This is a genomic window from Protofrankia sp. BMG5.30, from assembly GCF_001983005.1.
Taxonomy (GTDB): Bacteria; Actinomycetota; Actinomycetes; order Frankiales; family Frankiaceae; genus Protofrankia; species Protofrankia coriariae.
Genome location: NZ_MOME01000018.1, coordinates 35,102 through 53,475 on the forward strand (window position 1 = coordinate 35,102; position 18,374 = coordinate 53,475).

Below are 18,374 nucleotides of genomic sequence, written 5' to 3' on the forward strand. Positions count from 1 at the left end.
GGTCGGCTGCCTCACCGGGCGACCTCGCCCACCGAGTGGGGCCGATCCTCCCTCCCCGTCAGGAGGGCGGTGCGGAATCGTGCGACCGCGACCGGCCGCGGATCCTCGTGGCTGCTGGTGGATCCGCACCCGGCCCGGTCCCGGGGTCCACCCATCAGAACGTACGGGAACCGCGGTCAGTGCCCGGCCCCCCGACGCTTCCCGCGGGTCCGTGGGCGATCCTGACCAGATGCCGAAGTTCGACCCCGTGGAGATCACAGCGGGCCGGATCCACCTCCGACCGTGGCTCCCCTCCGACATCGACGACGTCCACAACGCCTGCCAGGACCCGGACATCCAGCGCTGGACGAGGATTCCCGCGCCCTACACCCGGCGGGACGCCGAGGCCTACGTCACCGAGCTCGCGCCCCGGCAGTGGGACGACGGCCGGGGCGCCCCGTTCGCCGTGCTGGACGCCACGTCGGGGTCGGTGCTGGCCTCCGTGAGCCTGACCGAGGTGACCGACGACGGCCTGGCCACGGTGGGTTACTGGTGCGCGCCGGGCGCGCGTGGTCAGGGCGTCGTCAGCCAGGCGGTCGGCGTGGTGGGCCGCTGGGCATTCCAGGTTCTCGGGGTCGAACGGCTGGAATGGACGGCCGGAGTCGGCAACTGGGCCTCCCGCCGGGTGGTGGAGAAGAACGGGTTCACCATCGAGGGCACCCTGCGCCGGGGCCTCGTCCTGCGCGGCGTCCGCATCGACTGCTGGATCGGTTCCCTGCTACCGGATGACCAGCCTCCGTCGTGACGGTCAGGAACCATCCGGCCAGGAACCATCATGACGACCGGCCTCGCTGGCCGGCCCCGGCCGCGGGAAACCAATCCGGGAAATATGACGTATGCCAGGAGAAACACGGCATGCGCCAGCTCGGCGTGTCCCGGCCGGGCGACCGCCACGACGGCCGCCGACAGGCTCGGGTGGCGGGTGCGGATGGTGACGGATTCAGGTGATTTCCAGCAGCTTCTCCCTGACCGCGTAGACCACCGCCTCCATCCGGGAATGCAGCTGAAGCTTCTCCAGGATGTTGCGGATGTGGTTCTTGACCGTGTTCTCACTGATGAACAACTGCTTGGCGATGTCGCGGTTGTTGAGCCCCTTGGCGACAAGCCGCAGAACCTCCATCTCACGGTCGGTGAGCCTGGGGGTGGGCAACTGCGGCCGACTGTCCGCCTTTTTGATCATTAGTGYGAACTCGCTGAGGAGCTTCGAGGCCATCGAGGGACTGATCAGGCTCTGCCCACCRTGCACGGCGCGGATGGCGGTGGCGACCTCGTCGATCGAGATCTCCTTGAGCAGGTACCCCATGGCACCTGCCTTGATCGCGTCGTAGAGGTCGCCCTCCTCGTCACTGATGGTCAACATGACGATCTTTGCGCTGGGCACTGCCTGCTTGATCGCGCTGGTCGCGTCGATCCCGCCGCGACGGGGCATCCGGACATCCATGAGGACGATGTCGGGCGCGGTGTCGACCGCCATCRTGACGGCTTCGGAACCGTCCGGCGCCTCACCGACCACCTCGATGTCCTTCTCCTGCTCAAGAACCATCTGTAGGCCACGCCGAAACAGAGCATGATCGTCCACGACGAGCACCCGGATGGGATCCGGCGACGACGGCTCCTCCCCCGGCTGACGCCCATCCCCCGTCATATGACCTCCCTCACGTCGCGGCGGACCCCTGCCAGGTGACCCATACCGGTGCACGGGCCACCTGGCAGGCGGCTGAAGACGTCCACGGCAGATGGTCCCACGTCAATTGGACCTGCATGCCTTTACACCGTTGCGACCACGTCACGAGGTTGGTCGTAGCCGTCCTTCGGATCCGCCTGCCGGTGGCCCGGACACGGCGGCCTATGCGCGAACCGCGGAATCCTAGTGAGGATTCTGACCCGTGTCCGCACCCGCATCCGACTCAAGCCGGATCAGACCGTAGTCGTAGCCGCACCGTCGGTAGACGACACTCGGCAGGCCCGTATGCGCGTCACAGAAGAGGTAAAAGTCGTGGCCCACGAGCTCCATATTGGACAACGCCTCGTCGAGAGTCATGGGAGTGGCTCGGTGGACCTTCTCACGGACGACCATGGGGGACAAGTCCGCGACACCGTAGTCCGTGTCGCCGCCGGCAGCCGCCGAAGCATCGATCGCGCCGGCCTCCGGACCCCCGTCCGGCAGACCGGACGGCCGGGCGGGGGCGGTCTGCGCCAGCGAGACACGGCCCGCGCCGTTGTGACGGACCCGCCTGTCGGCARCCCGCCGTAGCCGTTCGGCGAGCTTCGCCGCGGCCAGGTCGAGCGCCGCGTAGGGGTCGGCCGCGGCTGCCTCCGCACGGATGACCGGGCCCCGTGAGAACACGGTCAGTTCGACACGCTCGCGGACGTCCGCCATGCGCGGGTTGCGCTCGCGGGAGAGCTCCGCATCCACCCGGAACGCCTTGTGATCAAACCTCTCAAGCTTCGCAATCTTGGCCTCGGCTTGCTCACGGAACCTTTCAGGAACCGCGGTGTGCCTTCCCTTGACCACGATGTCCACTCGTTTCACCTTCCTGTAGACCGGAAGTCGCGACAATCGGGCAGTCCCGACAGATCGGGCCAGATCCCACTTCCGGTGTCGTGCCGTGCGCCAGGGCTTATCTGCTGCCTCGTTCCTTCCGCTCGGGCCCCCGGACACCTGGACCCTCGCTCCGCCTGTCAGTTCCCGCGGTGCCGGTACGGGTGACGACAGTTTTATCCCTCCGGTACCCTGATCGCAGGCAAACGGACAGCTTGGGGCCGGTCATCTCGAGTAGGGCTTCGGTGAGCCAACGTCGCGGCGGCGACAGCTGCTACCGATACCGGTACCGCGCCGGCGCGCAGCACCCGAGTGGCTTCGCAGAGCGTCGCCCCGGTCGTCACGACGTCGTCGATGACGACGAACAACGGTCCAGGTGTCCCGTGGCCGTCCCGACCGACGGAAACACCTGGCGGGAAGGACTCGGCCGCGAAAGAAACATGGTCGCGTGGCTCTCTGCCCCCTGGAGCGCGGCGCAGGATGAACGCGCCGTCGATATTGGCCGCGCGTTCCGCGGCACCCAGGCCCGCCTGGTCCGCCACCGGCCGGGCGGGGCGCAGCATCGGCACCACCCGTGCCGGCACACCGGCCCGGCGCAGCACCCGGGCGGCGCCGTCGCCGAGCCGGCGCACGTGGTCGAACCCGCGCCGACGTACCGCAACCCGGGTCGACGGCACCGGCACGAGAACGACCGGGCCGTCGTGCGCTGACATGGCCATGGCCGCGACCACCGCGCGGGCCAGCGCCGACACGAGCGGGCCGGGGGCGTCCAACCGGCCTCTTTCTTTGAAGGCCAACAGGATCCGCCGGCACGGACCGTCGTAAACGGCACCGGCGAAGCACGGTGGCCCTCGCCGCTTCGGGGTGGCCGTCTGTCCCGGAGCGGCGAGGAATGCGGGCCGATCGACCGCGGCCTCACACACCGCGCAGACCGCCGGACCGGGACTGCCGCAGCCGGCGCAGCTTCGCGGCAGGAGAAGGTCCAGCAGAACCTCGAAGGCGGCAGTCAGGTATGTGGTGGGCATGTGTCGCATGGTCGCCCCGCCGGCCTCGACCTGGCCAGCACCTGGCGCGCCCTGTGGAAAACCGTCGTGGGACGGTACCCGCCTGTGGACAACGCCTGTCCAGGGCGTCCAGGACGTGCATGATCTGTGGGCACAGCCGTCCCGCCGACACGAAAAGAAAATGAATGAATACATACAGGCATCGACAGCGGGCTTTCCCGCCCGCCTGACACTCAACATCGACAAATCTGGCACGATCGCACTCACCGGGTCCACCGGCAGTACGGGCACGCGACAGGCCGGGCCGATCGTTGGCAGCGCGGATCCACCTGTACGACGAGCCAGTCACGGTGGCGCGGGTGCGCCGGCCCCGGACAGCGCGCCGGGACACCGGCGCGACCGCCTCCCCCGGACCGCCGGAGGCCCGAGAACGTGAGGAGACCGACATGACCGGCGGAGCCGGCTGGGGCAACCCCCAGCCACCCGGCGGGCCGAATCCCGCGGACGGCCGGCAGCAGCCACCGCCACCCGGCTGGGGGCAGCCCCAGCCACCGCCGTCCGACTGGAACCAGCCGTCCCCGCATCCCGGCTGGAATCAGTCACCACCGGGCTGGGGGCAACCGCAGCCAGCGGGCGGGCCAGGCCGGTGGGGGCCGCCGCCGCGGGCCGAGAAACCGGGAATCATCCCGCTACGGCCGCTGGCCGCCGGCGAAATACTCGACGGTGCCTTCGCCGCGCTGCGGCGCAGCCCCGCGGTAATGATCGGACTGACCCTCGGCGTCACCACCGCGACGCAGATCATCGCGGTCACGCTGACCGCGATCGGTCAGAACGCCTCCACCGGTGTCGCGCTCTCCCTCGGCATCGTGAATGCGATCATCAGCTTCGTCGTCGGCATCGCGCTGACGGGTGCGCTCAGCGTGGCGGTCAGCGAGCTGACACTGGGTAGCAGCATCCAGATCGGGGAGGTGTTGCGGCGCATCCGGCCCCGGCTGCCCGGCCTCGCAGGGCTGTCGATCGTGGTGACGCTGCTGACCCTGATCGGGATCGTCGGGCTCGTCGTCGGCGGCGTCTTCGTGGCGGTCGCGCTGGCCTTGTCGACCCCCGCGTTCGTCCTCGAGGGCGGCACGATCAGGACGGCCATGCGGCGCTCGTGGACGCTGGTACGCGGCGCATGGTGGCGAACCTTCGGCATCCTGCTGCTGACAGGCATAGTCGTCGCCGTCCTGCTGTTCGTCCTCGCCTTCGTCTTCGGGCTGGCCTTCGCCGCCGCCAGCGACTCCCTGACCGATCCGGTCAGCGGCGATTTCACCGGGCCGGGCCTCGCGCTCAACGCGATAATGAGCATCGTCATCGACACCGTGGCCATGCCGATCATGGCGAGCGTGATCGTGCTGCTCTACGTCGACCGCCGCATCCGGCTGGAAGGGCTCGACATGACGCTCGCCCAGGCGGCGCGGGAGCGCCGTGCCGCGACCGGCCAGGGCCCTCAGTGACGAGGCCACGGGCATCGGTGACGGGAGCACGAGCGTCCGGGCCATGGCACGGCAATGGCTGAACCGCTGTGATCGGGCCGGTGGTGACCCGTGACGCGGCGGCGGAGGAAGCCCGCCGCGAGCTGTCCAGAGCGATCTACCACCGGGCCGGACCAGGCTGGTTCGAGCGTGCGGTGAACTGGCTCACCGTGCGGCTCGCCGATCTGTGGGCCGGCGTCACCGAGCCGTCCAGCGGCGGCCTCGGCATCGCGGCCATCGTCATCGTGGTCGCCGCGGCCGCTGTGGCGTTACGGCTGCGCCTCGGCCCACTGCGGCGGCAGGCCCGGACGGCCTCGGCCGACCTCGATCTGGCCAGCCCGCTGCCGGCGGCGGCGCTGCGGGCCGAGGCCGCCGCCGCGGCCCGCGCCGGCGCGTTCGCCGACGCGGTGCGTTCCCGGCTGCGTGCCGTCGTACGGATGCTGGAGGAGTCAGGGGTACTCGAGCCCCGGCCGGGACGGACCGCCGGCGAACTGGTCGCCGAAGTCGGCCGGATCGCGCCCGCCACCACCCCCGTCCTGGCCGGGGCCGTGACCGTGTTCAGTGAGATCTGGTACGGCGGGCGGACCGCGTCCGAGGCGTCCTACCTCACCGTCGTCCGGGCGGACGAAGCGCTCACCGGGCTGCGGCCACGGCCGGGAGCGGACGCCAGGCCGGCTCCCACTTTCACGGTGCCGGCTTGAGCCCCCTGGCCGGCCGGCGGCAGCGCAACCATGCTTCCGGCACTTCGCCTTCCGGCGCTCCGTCACGAGCTGTGCCAGCGCGGGGCGCTGTCCCGCCGGAGGGGCCCTTGCACACTGTGTCTCCGCAGATCGCGTCCTCGCAGGCTGTGTCCTCGCAGATCGCGTCCTCACAGGTCACGGTCTCGCAGGCCGCTGCCCCGCAGGCGCCGGGCACCGGGCACCGGAGACTCGATCCGCGAGCCCGCCGCGGCATCCGCGTCGCAGCCGTCCTGATACTACTTGTCGTCATCTGTACAACACTCGCGGCCATATCCGACAGCTCGAACGGACGCCCACTCGATCCTGGGTCGGCCGACCCGGACGGGACCATGGCCCTGGCACGGCTCGTGCAGGCGCACGGCGTTGCGGTCACCTCGACGAACGACCTGGCCGAGGCGGTGAACGAGTCGGATCCCGCCGATGTCACGATCGTGCTGACCCACCCGCAGCGGGCACCCGGGCAGGCGCTCGACGGACTCGCCCACCTGGCCGGCCAAGGCGCCGACGTGGTGCTCCTTGAGCCGGGCGCGACCGTCGTCGACGCCTTGGACCTGCCGGTCACCGTCACCGGCCGTGTCCCGTCCGGGACGCCCGCGCCACGATGCCAGCTGCCCGAGGCCACCGCCGCGGGGACCGTCACGCTCGGTGGCAGGTCCGGTTTCCGGGCCGCCGGGCCGGACGCGGCCGAGGTCACCACGTGCTATCCGGTGGGGTCGGCCTCGGCCCTGGTCGTCGTGCCGGCGCCCCGGACACCGGGCCGACCGCCGGCACCATCCGGACCCGGGCGGTTCGTCCTGGTCGGCAACGCCGGTTTCATGACCAACGACCGGCTGGACGAGCAGGGCAACGCGGCACTCGCGATCGGGCTGCTCAACCGGCACCGCACGCTGTCCTGGGTGACCCCACAGCTCGGCGCGCCGGACGCGGTGGCCCGCAGGAGCCTGCTCGACCTGCTGCCCGACCGGGTGCCGCTGGCCTGCCTCCAACTCGGCCTGGCCATGGTCGTTCTCGCCCTGTGGCGGGGTCGCCGGCTCGGCCCGCCGGTACCTGAACCGCTCCCGGTCGTGGTGCGCGCCGCCGAGACCGTCGAGGGGCGAGGCCGCCTCTACGCCGCCGCGCAGGCCCGGGACCTGGCCGCGGCGGTGCTGCGGGCGACGGCACGCGGGCGGCTGACCGAACGGCTCGGGCTGCCGACGCGGGCCCGCCCTGCCCGGCCCGGTGACGCGGGGCAGCCCGAGGCGGACCCGACCGCGCTCGTCGCCTCCGTCGCCGCCCGTACCGGACGCTCCCCAATGGAGATCACGTTGCTCCTGTACGGTTCCGGGATGAGTCAGGACGCCCCGGCAGCGGTCAGGACGGCCCCGACAGCAGAGGTGACGGACGAGGCGCTGGTGGCGCTGGTGGATCAGCTCGACGCGCTGGACCGGCAGGTGGCGGCGGGATCGGATCGGCAGGTGGCGGCAGGATGAGTGTCCCGGAGACATCCGACGACACCCAGCGGACGGCCGCCGCTTCCCCGACCGGGCCCGTGGGCACCGCGGCGCCGGCCGCCCCGGCGGCCAACGCCGGGCCCGAGGGCAGGGGCTTCGAGGTATCCGAGGCCGGGCTGTCGTCCCAGGTCGAGCTGTCCAAAGCCGAGCCGCCCAGGACGCAGGCGCAGGCCCAGGCCGCCGCGGGTGACCCGGAGACGGCTCGCCAGGCGCTGATCGCGCTGCGTGCGGAGGTGGCCAGGGCCGTGGTCGGCCAGGACGCCGCCGTCAGCGGTCTTGTCGTGGCCCTGCTCTGCCGTGGCCACGTGCTGCTCGAAGGCGTCCCGGGGGTTGCCAAGACCCTGCTGGTACGGGCCCTGGCCGCGGCGCTGTCCCTGGACACCAGACGGCTGCAGTTCACCCCCGACCTGATGCCCGGGGACGTCACCGGGTCGCTCGTCTACGACACCCGCACCTCGCTGTTCACCTTCCGGGAGGGGCCGGTGTTCACGAACCTGCTGCTCGCGGACGAGATCAACAGGACGCCCCCGAAGACCCAGGCCGCGCTGCTGGAGGCGATGGAGGAACGCCAGGTCAGCGTCGAGGGGACGGCACGCCGGCTGCCGGTGCCGTTCACGGTCGTCGCCACCCAGAATCCGATCGAGCACGAGGGCACCTATCCGCTCCCCGAGGCGCAGCTCGACCGCTTCCTGCTCAAGCTCACCGTGCCGCTGCCGCCGCGCGAGGACGAGATCGGGATCCTCACCCGCCACGCGTCCGGTTTCGACCCGTCCGACCTGGACGCGGCCGGGCTCCGGCCGGTTGCCGGGCCGTCGCATCTCGCCGCCGCCCGCGACGCCGTCCGTGGCGTGCAGGTCCACCCGGAGGTGCTCGGCTACATCGTCGATCTCGCCCGGGCCACCCGGGCGGCGCCTTCCGTGCAACTGGGCGTCTCGCCCAGGGGCGCGACCGCGCTGCTGGCCACCACCCGGGCGTGGGCGTGGCTGTCCGGGCGGGGATACGCCACCCCGGACGACGTCAAGGCGCTGGCCCGGCCCACGCTGCGGCACCGGATCTCGTTGCGGCCCGAGGTCGTGCTCGACGGCGTCACCACGGACACCGTCCTCAACCAGGTACTGGCCACCGTGCCCGTCCCGCGGTGACCCGCGGTGGCCATCACCGGGCGGGCCGCCGGCCTCGCCTTCGCCGGCGTGGTCGCCGTCCTGCTCTCCCCGGCCCCGGGTGCGACCCTGCTGCTGGTCGACGCGGCGCTCGTGCTCGCGGTGGTCGTGGACGTCGTGCTCGCCGGCGGTGTGCGCACGCTTGAGTTCACCCGGTCCGGCCCGACGCAGGCGCGGCTGGGTGAACCGGTGCCGCTGGTCCTCGCCGTCACCAACACCGGGCGGCGCAAGGTCCGGGCCCTGGTACGTGACGCGTGGCCGCCGTCGTCCGGTGTCACGCCCCGGGTGCTGCGGCTGGCGGTCCCGGCCGGGCAGCGACGGTTCGGTGAGGTCGTCCTGCACCCCACCCGCCGGGGGGACCGCCACCCGTACCGCATCACGGTCCGTTCGCTGGGGCCGCTCGGCCTCGCCGGCCGGCAGGGCCGCCATCATGCGCCGTTCCAGGTGCGGGTGCTGCCCGCGTTCCCCTCCCGGCGGCAGTTGCCGACCGTGTTCGCGCGACTACAGGAGATCGAGGGTAACGTCACGCTTCGTATCAGCGGACAGGGCTCGGAGTTCGACAGCCTGCGCGACTACGTCCCGGGCGACGACGTTCGTATGATCGACTGGCGGACCAGCGCGCGGCACGGCACGCTGGCGGTCAGATCGCTGCGGCCGGAGCGGGACCGCCGGGTCATCTGTGTCCTGGACACCGGACGGACCAGCGCCGGCCGCATCGGCGACGCCCCCCGTCTCGACCACGCGATGGACGCCGCCCTGCTGCTGGCGACCGTGGCAGCCCGCGCCGGCGACCGCGTCGGCCTGCTCGCGCACGACTCCACGGCCCGGGTCACCCTGCCGGTGGCCGGTGGCGGGAATCCGGTGGTCCGCATGAGCGCGGCCATGGCGCTGGTGGAACCCGTGCTGGCCGAGGCCGACCACCAGGCGATCGCCTCGGCGGTGCTGCGCGCCGCCGGGCGGCACTGCCTGGTCGTGCTGTTCACCGAGCTTGCTCCCGCGGTCGTCGAGGAAGGCCTGCTGCCGGCGCTGCCGGCGCTGACCGGCCGGCACACCGTCGTCGTCGCGGCGGTGAGCGACCCGCGGCTGACCGAGCTTGCGGCCGGCCGGGGCGACGTGCGCGCGGTCTACTCGGCCGCCGCGGCCGGGCAGACGCTGCTGCGCCGCAACCAGCTCGCCGGGCTGCTGCGTGGCCGCGGCGCGCACGTCGTGGACGCCCCGCCGGCGACCTACGCGGCGGCCGTCACCGACGTCTACCTGGCGCTGAAGTCCACCGGAGGCCTGTGAGCCCGGCCCGGACACCACCCCGCACCGGGCATGATCCGCACAAGTTTGCCGTTGGCTACGCTTTTCGGCCGAACGGGCGCACCCAACGACAGACATCCGCCGATCTTTCCGGGACCGGCGCGTCAGGAGACCGGCGCGAGGTCTGCGGAGAGTTCTCTGTCCAGGTCGCCGGACTCACCGGCGGCCACGGCCCGGCCGCCGTAGATCTGGACGTACCCGACGAACATCGCCAGGGCGAACGCGCCGACACCGATACGGACCCCGGCCGGCAGGGACGACGGCGTCACGAACGCCTCGATCAGGCCACTGACCGCCAGCGCGGCCGCCAGCCCGAGCGAGATCGCGACCGCGGCCCGGCCCTCGGCCGCCAACGCCTCCACCCGTCGGCGCGGCCCCGGATCGATGATCGACCAGCCCAGCCGCAGGCCGACCGCGCCGGCCGTGAAGACGACGGCCAGTTCCAGCATCCCGTGCGGCAGGATCAGGGTGAAGAACTGCGACGACTCACCGCAGCTCGTCATGTAGCCGCCGACGATCCCCAGGTTGACCGAGTTGAGCAGCAGCACCGCGAGGGTCGGCAGGCCCAGCAGCGCGCCGAAGGCGATGGCCGACGCGGCCACCCAGGCGTTGTTCGTCCAGACGCGCGCGGCAAACGAGGACGCGGGATTCTCCGAGTAGTAGCGGGCGAAGTCGCTGTGGCACAACTGCCGCACCTCGCTCGGCGGGAGCAGTCCGCTGTGCGCGGCCGGGCTGTGCACCACCCACAGGCCAAAGGCCACGGCCACGGCCAGCGATGCCGCGCAGGTGGCCAGGACCCACCCGCGCCGCGCGTACACCGCAGCCGGGAACGTGACGGCGATGTACCTGCCGACGACACGCCAGCCCGGCTCCCGCGTCCCGACCACGACGGAACGTGCCCGGGTGACCGTGCCGGCGAGGCGGTCGACCAGCACCGGGTCCGGACCACGGCTGCGGATCACCGACAGATGGGTCGCGACCTTCTGGTAGAGCTCCACGAGTTCGTCGAGCTCCGCCTCGGACATCCGCCGGGGCCGCGCCGCGCGCCGGACCAGTTCCTCCAGCCGGGCCCATTCGCCACCATGGCGGCCGACGTACGCATCCAGATCCATCCGTACCGCCTCCCACCGCGTCCAACACCCGGCAAAGATCGCTACCCGGCACACATCGGACGGGCGGAAACAATCGAATGGATGATAATAGGGATCATAATGGGGTCCGATGTCTCACCCGGCTGTGGGCATGGCTGTGGGCACGGCTGTGGGGCGTCGGCCCGTGCTGTCATGATCTCTCGGAGGCATCTGCGGGGCCCGCGGCCCCTCCGCGCGAGAAGAAGCAGCGATCGCACAACCTCCCAGCGGACGGGCTCCCAGCGAACGGGAAAGGCCGGAGCGCCCAGCCCTCGGACGCAGGTGCCGACTGCTGGCACACCACCGTCGCGGACCACTGTCGGACATCCACAGGCCGGCAACCGGGCATGCGCGGCAGGGCGTACACAGGCGAGGCGTACACATACAGAGCGGGGACGACGAGGCAGGGACGACGGGGCAAGGGCAACGGAGCGGGGACAACGGACAGCGCCGACAGAACAGGACGAGCGTGACCAGGATCGGGGCCATCGGGAACGCGGCGGCCGGGAACGGAACCACCGGGAATGAGGCCGCCGCGTGAACCGGCTCGTCACCGGTGAGGCGGTCACGATCGACCTGCGGGTCGCCCGGCTCGGCTCGCGGATCATCGCCGGGCTCATCGACCTCGTCCTACAGGCTGTCGTACTGGTGGTCATCGCCTGGGCCGCCTTCACCACCGTCGCTCCGGGTGACGAAGCGCTGGCATCCGCGCTCTATCTGGCCGTCGTGGTGCTGGTCGTGGTCGGCTACCCGACGACGACGGAGACCCTGTGGCGGGGACGCAGCATCGGCAAGGCGGCCATGGGGCTGCGGGTCGTACGGGACGACGGCGGGCCGATCCGGTTCCGTCACGCGTTCGTCCGTGCCCTGCTCGGCGCCGTGGTGGAGCGGCCCGGCGCGCTGCTGGCGATCCCGGGGATGATCAGCATGCTGGTCTCCGGGCGGTCCAAGCGGCTCGGGGACCTGCTCGCCGGAACGGTCGTCCTCCAGGAACGTATCCCGCCCGGCGCGGCAGTGCCCGTGATGATGCCGCCGCAGCTCGCCGGCTGGGCCGCCGCCCTGGACCTGTCCTCGTTCGAGGACGCCCTGGCGCTGACGGTGCGCCAGTTCCTCGGCCGGGCCCGGGAACTGTCGCCGCAGGCACGTGAACGCATCGGCAGCCAGCTCGCCGCGTCGGTGTACGCCGTCGTCATCCCGCCACCGCCGCCGGGTACCCATCCCTGGGCGTATCTGTCGGCCGTCCTCGCCGAACGCACCGCCCGCGCACGCTGGCAGGCCGAGCGCGCCGCCGGCGCGCAGTGGCAGGCCGAGCGCACCGCCGGCGCGCAGTGGCCGCTCGCCGGGGCCGGCACACCACCGGCACAGCCGGCCCCGCCGTGGAGAGCCGGCCAGCCGTGGACGTCCGGACAGCCGTGGCCAGCCCACCAGGGGTGGGGGATTCAGCCAGGCCCGGACGGTCAGCCGTGGACGGCCCAACCAGGAGCGGCCCAACCGGAAGCGGCCCAACCGTGGGCGGGCCAACCGGGAGCGGCCCAGCCGAGGGGAAGGGAGTCCTGGGCAGGCCGGCCGAGCGATCCGGACGACGTGGCTGAGGCCCCGACGCCGAGCCCTTTCGTACCCCCGAGCTGACCCGGCCGCTCCGGTCGCGACGGCCGGGCCCGTGGCGCCCGTGGCCGGTGCGGCCAGGGAACAGAACTCCCACCGACGAGGCACCCGCTCCTGCCCCGCGGACCACCAACGAAAACGCGCGCCCCCGCCTGCGGGCATCGCGGCTCAYAGGAACGAGTACGCAAGTGGCTGCCACAGCAACCACTTGCTCCCTCACTCTCATGATCTGTCAATATTTGATCATGAAGGGTTGTGGCGGCGGGAGTGTGCGGGGGATGTCTGGTGGTGGCTGTGGTCAGCGCTCGCGCTGCCCGTGGCGGCCTGCCAGGGGCAGGGGCGCCACGGGGAACGGGGTGGCTCCTGGGTCAGGAGCCGATGGTCAGGAGCCGTGCTCCCAGGAGTTCAGGTACTCCTCCTGGGCCGGCGTGAGGACGTCGATCGCAAGCCCCATGGTCTCCAGCTTCAACCGCGCGACCTCCTTGTCGATCTCGAGCGGGACGTCGTGGACGCCCGGGGCCAGCGACTGCCAGTTCTTCGTCAGCCACTCCGCGGTCAGCGCCTGGTCGGCGAAGGACATGTCCATGACCGCCGCCGGGTGCCCCTCCGCGGCCCCCAGGTTGACCAGCCTGCCCTCGGCGAGCAGCAGCAGGCGCCGGCCGTCGGCCAGCACGTACTCGTCGGTCTGGTGGCGCACCCGGCGCGGGCCGGCGACGGCCAGCTCGGTCAGCGCCCTGATGTCGATCTCGATGTCGAAGTGCCCCGAGTTCGCGAAGATCGCGCCGTCCTTCATGGCCTCGAAGTGCTCGCGGCGCAGCACGTCCCGGTTGCCGGTGACCGTGATGAACACGTCGCCGATGGCGGCGGCCTCGATCATCGGCAGGACGCGGAAGCCGTCCATGGCCGCGTCCAGCGCCTTGGTCGGGTCGATCTCGGTGACGACGACGTTGGCGCCCAGCCCCTTGGCCCGGGACGACACACCCCGGCCGCAGTACCCGTAGCCGGCGACGACGACGGTCTTGCCTGCGAGCAGGGTGTTGGTGGYGCGGAAGATCGCGTCCAGGGTCGACTGGCCGGTGCCGTAGCGGTTGTCGAACATGTGCTTGGTATCGGTGTCGTTGACCGCCACCATCGGGAAGCGCAGCGCGCCGTCCTTGCTCATCTGACGCAGCCGGATGACGCCGGTGGTCGTCTCCTCGCATCCGCCGCGGACGCTCGGGAGCACCTCGGTGCGGGTCGTGTGCAGCGTGTTGACCAGGTCGCAGCCGTCGTCGAAGACGTAGTGGGGGGCGCCGTCCAGCGCCGCGTTGATGTGCGCGTAGTAGCCGTCGCGGTCCACACCGTTGCGGGCGAAGGTGGAGATGCCGTACTCGGCGACCAGCGCGGCCGCCGTGTCATCCTGGGTGGACAGCGGGTTGGACGCGGCCAGCGCGAGCTGCGCCCCACCGGCGGCGAGTGCCCGCATGAGGTTGGCGGTCTCGGTCGTCACGTGCATGCAGGCGGCGATCTTCACCCCCTCGAACGGGCGCTCGACGGCGAAGCGGTCGCGGATCTGACGGAGCACCGGCATGGACCGGTCCGCCCATTCGATACGCGCCTTGCCCTGCTGGGCGAGCGCAAGGTCGGCGATGTCGTTCTTGGGCAGCTCTGCCATCGGAATCTTCTCCTGTCGAGGGGCTTGCGGACCCCGGGCAAGGGGAGACCGCCTACGCGGACGAACCGGCGGGCCTGCGGCGACACGATCATAGTTCCTCGCCCCGTCGGCGGCCCTGGTGCTCGGATCGCCAGAGCGACCGGTGGTAGGAGCGCTCTGCAACGACGTTACGACATCCGCCTGCGCGATCCGTCCTTCGCCCTGCGCGTCCGGCGAATCCGGAAGTGGCCGGCAACGTCCGGAACCAGCTCACCCACCGGCCGGCGCCCCGGCTCCCCGAGCATCCGCGGCACCCGTCCCACATACCGCGCACGGCCACCGGCGGGAGGATCGGCCGCCTCGGCCGCGGAAGACGACGAATGGTCACAGAAGGCAGACAGCCGTAACTGTCAGAAGCCGTAACTGTCAGAAACCAGAACTGTCAGAACAGGAAGATAGCGGGAAACAGGAGAAAATGGTCACAGGGGTGGCGCGAGCGGGCGGTGCCCGGCGGTCTGGCAGTCCGCGCAGGGGCGGGTCGACCTGATCTGGCACGGCTCCCCGCCCAGGCTCGCGGTCTGGACCACACCCACCCGTCCCATGCCCTCACAGGTGGGGCAGAGCATGTTGATCTCACGGGTGACTGGCTCGGGACGGTCGCCGGAGGCCGTGGGGCTCACCGGGTACGTCCTGCGACGCCGCCCGTCCCGTCGCAGGTCCCGCAGTGGACCATGCGGTTCGTGCTGAAGCCGCCGTCAGCGTCCAAGCCGGCGAGGAACTTCGGCGTCTCACCGATACCAYGGCAGGTCGGACAGAGCTGCCGGCCCTCGCCGCCACGGCCGCCCGCCGAGTACCCGCCGTGGCCGTCGCCACAGCCGCCCGAGCGCCCGCCGCGACGATCGTCGCGGTCATCCGGGTACGCCGCGTCCCACTCCCCGTCCTTATTACCGTCCATCGCGTCGTCCGCCTCCGCAGGGTCGCGGAGTGGCTCCGTCCCCACCAGAGTCCCCACCAGAGTTCCCACAAGAACAGTTCCCACGAAACCACTTTACGCAACATGATAAACACGGTCCGGACACCCAGAACCTTTGATCCCGAAGGAATCACAGCCAGGCCACTGACAGACCACTGGAACGTCACCGACGGATTGTCGACAGATCACCAACGGGTCACCGCGTGGGCGAGTCAGCGTACGGGGCGACCGATGCGCGGGCCGGCCGGGCGRGCCGATCAGACACAACGTCGGCCAGGCATGTCGACCAGGCACGTCGATCAGACACGTCGATCAGGCACAACGTCGCCACATCCGACAGCGGTCGGGCGCGGCAAATTCCGATCACACATACGGGTCGGCGACAATCCAGTGGGGCGTCACCGCCCCCAGCGCCACACACCTCCCTGATCTCGTGTGTGTGACATCGTGAGGACAGGCCGCAGGTGTCCACCGACCCCGCGGGCCAGCGGCGGCATGATCATGTTCTGGTGCCGGCCCCGCGGGCCCGACGGGTTCGGGCCCTTACGGACCGCCGTCCGGCCTATCACAGGAGGTGACCTCAACGGCCGTGCAGAGAGAGCCCACGTTCCGTGCACGACCGCGCCGTCGCACGGCAGACGCCCATCTCACCTCGGCGCCACGGACGCCCGCTGGTGGGCCGGCCCACCAGCCTTCCGACACAGCCGGCCCGTCCGATACCCGGTCGGGCCCTGACGGCGCCCGGCCCCGGGGCCTCGCCGCGGCCGGCACTCCGGGCGCCGGCACGACCGGCTGGGACGCCCGATCCGACGACGATGCCTCGGCCGCTTCCGACGGACACCGGGGCGGCCCGCCCGGCGCGGGACCGGGCAGCCCCCCGGACCGGGGCGACCTGCTCACCCGGCTCGGGATAATCGCCTGCGCCGCCGGTGTCGGTCTCGCCCTGTTGCTCCTTCCCCTGGTCGGCGCGATCGGCCTGTTCGCGAAATCCTCGGCGGACCACTACCTGAGCCTGCCGGACGAACTGCTCACCCCGCCGCTGCCGCAGAGCTCCCAGATCCTCGCCGCCGACGGCAGCCTCATCGCGACGCTGCGCGGGGAGAAGAACCGCACCGTCGTCGACGGCAGGGACATCCCAGTTGTCATGCGGCAGGCCATCGTCGCCATCGAGGACTCACGCTTCTACAGCCACGGCGGGGTGGATGTGAAGGGCGTCCTGCGGGCCGCGCTGCGCAACAGCGAGGCCGGGGACGTCCAGCAGGGCGCCTCGACGCTGACCCAGCAGTACGTCAAGAACGTGCTGCTGCAGAACGCGCACACCAAGCAGCAGCGCGAGGAGGCCGCCGGCACGTCGCTCGAGCGCAAGATCCAGGAGGCCCGGTACGCCGTCGCCCTGGAGAACAAGATCTCCAAGGACGAGATTCTCGAGCGTTACCTGAACATCGCCTACTTCGGCAACGGCAACTACGGCGTGGGTACCGCCGCCCAGAACTACTTCCAGGTCGACGTCGCCAAGCTGACGCTTCCCCAGGCCGCGCTGCTCGCCGGGCTGGTGCAGAGCCCGTCCCTGTACGACCCGGTGAACCACCCCGACGCCGCCCAGCTGCGCCGGGACATTGTGCTGGACCGGATGGCCGCCCTGGGCGACATCACCCCGGCCGAGGCGGACGCGGCGAAGGCCACCCCGGTCACGGTGGTCCACGCCGCGGCCGCGGCGGCGCGGGACTCGTGCGAGACGTCGAGCGCCTCCTTCTTCTGCGACTTCGTCCGCTCCCGGCTGCTGGCCGACCCGGCACTGGGCACGACCGAGRCCGAGCGCGCCCGGCGGGTCTACGAAGGCGGGATGATCATCAAGACGACGCTGCAGCCCAAGGTCCAGGACGCGGCGCAGAACACGGTCAACGCCGTGATAGCGCCCGACAACCCGGTGTCGGCCACCGAGGTGGTGATCGAGCCGGGTACCGGCAACATCCTGGCGATGGCGGTGAACCGGGTGTTCGGCTCCGACTCCGCCGCCAACCAGACCAAGGAGCCGCTGGCGACCAAGGCGGTGTTCCAGCCCGGGTCGACGTTCAAGACGTTCACCCTTGCCGCGGCGCTCGAGGCCGGCTACGGGCTGAACACCCAGTTCTACTCGCCGTCGTGCTACAGCACGAAGAAGTTCCCGCTGGACCGGCGGGACGGCAGCCCCTGCGCCACCGGCTACTCGAACGCCGACCCGGCGGAGAGCGGGATCTACGACATGTCCAAGGCGACCTGGGACTCGGTGAACACCTACTACATCCAACTCGAGGAGAAGATCGGCGTGCCGGCCGTCGTCGACATGGCGACCCGGCTGGGCATCCCCGCGTCCTACCTGGAGGACGTCCATCCGACCCAGGGCGACCTGACCATCGGCTCCAGGCGGGTCACCCCGCTGGACATGGCCAACGCCTACGCCACGCTGGCCGCGCACGGCATGCGCTGCGACCCGCGGTACGTCCTGTCGGCGAGGGACTCCAGCAACCAGAACGTCGACATCGCCCCCGACCCCGCCTGCGAGCGGGCGGTGACAGCCGGGGTGGCCGACACCGTGACGAGCATCCTGGCGGGCGTGGTCACGCAGGGCACCGGGTACCCGAACGCGGCGGCGATCGGACGCCCGGCCGCGGGCAAGACCGGTACCACGGACAACTACTCCGCCGCGTGGTTCGTGGGCTACACCCCCCAGATGGCCGCCTCGGTCGCGGTCGGCAACCCCAAGGGGGCGCAGGGCAACCCGCTGAAGGGGGTCGTCGCGGACGGCCGGACATGGTCCCGCGTGTTCGGCGGAGACCTACCGGCGATCATCTGGGGCCGGTCGCTGCGGGCGGCCCTCAGCGGCGTCCCCGTCATGCCCATGTCGAAGGCCAATCCCACCGTGGCCAAGGGCACCAAGGGCGGGCTGCTGTCGACTCCTCCGCCGCAACCAACACCGGCCCCCACCACGGCGGCACCGGACATACCGGCCATGCCGACAGCGGCGCCGGACATCATCGAACCCATCCTGCCGCCCGGCAGATTCCCGCTCCCGGGCCCGGGCCGGTAACGGGCGGCCGGCCGGGACTCCCCCGGCCGGCTCCGGCCCCGCTCCGCCTTCGCCGGTGGCCGAACGGCCTGAGGCGGCCGGCGTCCATCGACGTGTGCTGCTGTTCGCGAGGATACGCATGGTCACATGACCGGCGCCCCAGGCTGGCCACGGCCTCGGAGCCGGTCGCGTCCGG

General features: G+C 71.4%; 15 protein-coding genes. 8 read left to right on the forward strand and 7 right to left on the reverse strand.

Annotated features, from left to right (window positions below; all coding sequences use genetic code 11):
• Nucleotides 1-229: 229 nt before the first annotated feature.
• Nucleotides 230-784, forward strand: coding sequence for a GNAT family N-acetyltransferase (locus BL254_RS11865; RefSeq protein WP_047222361.1), 555 nt, complete (start codon nt 230-232; stop codon nt 782-784).
• A 195-nt stretch (nt 785-979) separates the two neighbouring features.
• On the opposite strand, the gene BL254_RS11870 is transcribed toward BL254_RS11865, so the two are convergent.
• From BL254_RS11870 to BL254_RS11880, 3 genes are all read right to left on the reverse strand, one after another.
• A complete protein-coding gene (locus tag BL254_RS11870) occupies nt 980-1,684 on the reverse strand; it encodes a response regulator transcription factor (protein ID WP_076843322.1) in 705 nt (234 codons plus the stop codon).
• 222 nt (nt 1,685-1,906) lie between these two features.
• A complete protein-coding gene (gene hpf, locus BL254_RS11875) occupies nt 1,907-2,563 on the reverse strand; it encodes a ribosome hibernation-promoting factor, HPF/YfiA family (protein ID WP_076843323.1) in 657 nt (218 codons plus the stop codon).
• Nucleotides 2,564-2,757: 194 nt separating this feature from the next.
• Nucleotides 2,758-3,606 carry a ComF family protein gene (locus BL254_RS11880; RefSeq protein WP_052914441.1) on the reverse strand — a complete coding sequence of 283 codons (849 nt, stop codon included), beginning with the start codon at nt 3,604-3,606 and terminating at the stop codon, nt 2,758-2,760.
• A 425-nt stretch (nt 3,607-4,031) separates the two neighbouring features.
• Here BL254_RS11880 and BL254_RS11885 point away from each other — a divergent pair, with 425 nt between their 5' ends.
• The 5 genes from BL254_RS11885 (at nt 4,032) to BL254_RS11905 (ending at nt 9,773) form a co-directional block, all read left to right on the forward strand.
• On the forward strand, nt 4,032-5,081 hold the full coding sequence (locus BL254_RS11885; RefSeq protein ID WP_047222362.1) for a glycerophosphoryl diester phosphodiesterase membrane domain-containing protein: 1,050 nt from the start codon (nt 4,032-4,034) through the stop codon (nt 5,079-5,081).
• A 68-nt stretch (nt 5,082-5,149) separates the two neighbouring features.
• Nucleotides 5,150-5,800, forward strand: coding sequence for a DUF4129 domain-containing protein (locus BL254_RS11890; protein WP_076843324.1), 651 nt, complete (start codon nt 5,150-5,152; stop codon nt 5,798-5,800).
• 146 nt (nt 5,801-5,946) lie between these two features.
• Nucleotides 5,947-7,308 (forward strand): DUF4350 domain-containing protein, encoded by a 1,362-nt coding sequence (locus BL254_RS11895; RefSeq protein WP_256386243.1) that lies wholly within the window; start codon nt 5,947-5,949, stop codon nt 7,306-7,308.
• Entirely contained in the window at nt 7,305-8,471 is a 1,167-nt protein-coding gene (locus BL254_RS11900; RefSeq protein ID WP_175648358.1) for a MoxR family ATPase, read from the forward strand. Before BL254_RS11895 ends, BL254_RS11900 begins: the two co-directional genes overlap by 4 nt.
• Nucleotides 8,472-8,477: 6 nt before the next feature.
• Complete coding sequence (locus BL254_RS11905) at nt 8,478-9,773, forward strand: DUF58 domain-containing protein (protein ID WP_047222304.1); 1,296 nt, start codon at nt 8,478-8,480, stop codon at nt 9,771-9,773.
• Nucleotides 9,774-9,895: 122 nt separating this feature from the next.
• Here the strand turns inward: BL254_RS11905 and BL254_RS11910 are convergent, their stop codons facing one another.
• Nucleotides 9,896-10,903 carry a stage II sporulation protein M gene (locus BL254_RS11910; RefSeq protein ID WP_076843325.1) on the reverse strand — a complete coding sequence of 336 codons (1,008 nt, stop codon included), beginning with the start codon at nt 10,901-10,903 and terminating at the stop codon, nt 9,896-9,898.
• Between the two features lie 555 nt (nt 10,904-11,458).
• Between BL254_RS11910 and BL254_RS11915 the strand changes: the two genes are divergently transcribed.
• A complete protein-coding gene (locus BL254_RS11915; protein WP_076843326.1) occupies nt 11,459-12,550 on the forward strand; it encodes an RDD family protein in 1,092 nt (363 codons plus the stop codon).
• Nucleotides 12,551-12,908: 358 nt separating this feature from the next.
• On the opposite strand, the gene ahcY is transcribed toward BL254_RS11915, so the two are convergent.
• From ahcY to BL254_RS11930, 3 genes are all read right to left on the reverse strand, one after another.
• Nucleotides 12,909-14,180 carry an adenosylhomocysteinase gene (gene ahcY / locus BL254_RS11920; protein WP_076843327.1) on the reverse strand — a complete coding sequence of 424 codons (1,272 nt, stop codon included), beginning with the start codon at nt 14,178-14,180 and terminating at the stop codon, nt 12,909-12,911.
• A gap of 458 nt (nt 14,181-14,638) precedes the next feature.
• Nucleotides 14,639-14,839 (reverse strand): hypothetical protein, encoded by a 201-nt coding sequence (locus tag BL254_RS11925; protein WP_043603034.1) that lies wholly within the window; start codon nt 14,837-14,839, stop codon nt 14,639-14,641.
• Entirely contained in the window at nt 14,836-15,114 is a 279-nt protein-coding gene (locus BL254_RS11930) for a hypothetical protein (protein ID WP_139342278.1), read from the reverse strand. The genes BL254_RS11925 and BL254_RS11930 overlap by 4 nt, the downstream gene beginning before the upstream one ends.
• Nucleotides 15,115-15,721: 607 nt before the next feature.
• Between BL254_RS11930 and BL254_RS11935 the strand changes: the two genes are divergently transcribed.
• Nucleotides 15,722-18,199, forward strand: coding sequence for a transglycosylase domain-containing protein (locus BL254_RS11935; protein ID WP_076843329.1), 2,478 nt, complete (start codon nt 15,722-15,724; stop codon nt 18,197-18,199).
• Nucleotides 18,200-18,374 lie beyond the last annotated feature (175 nt).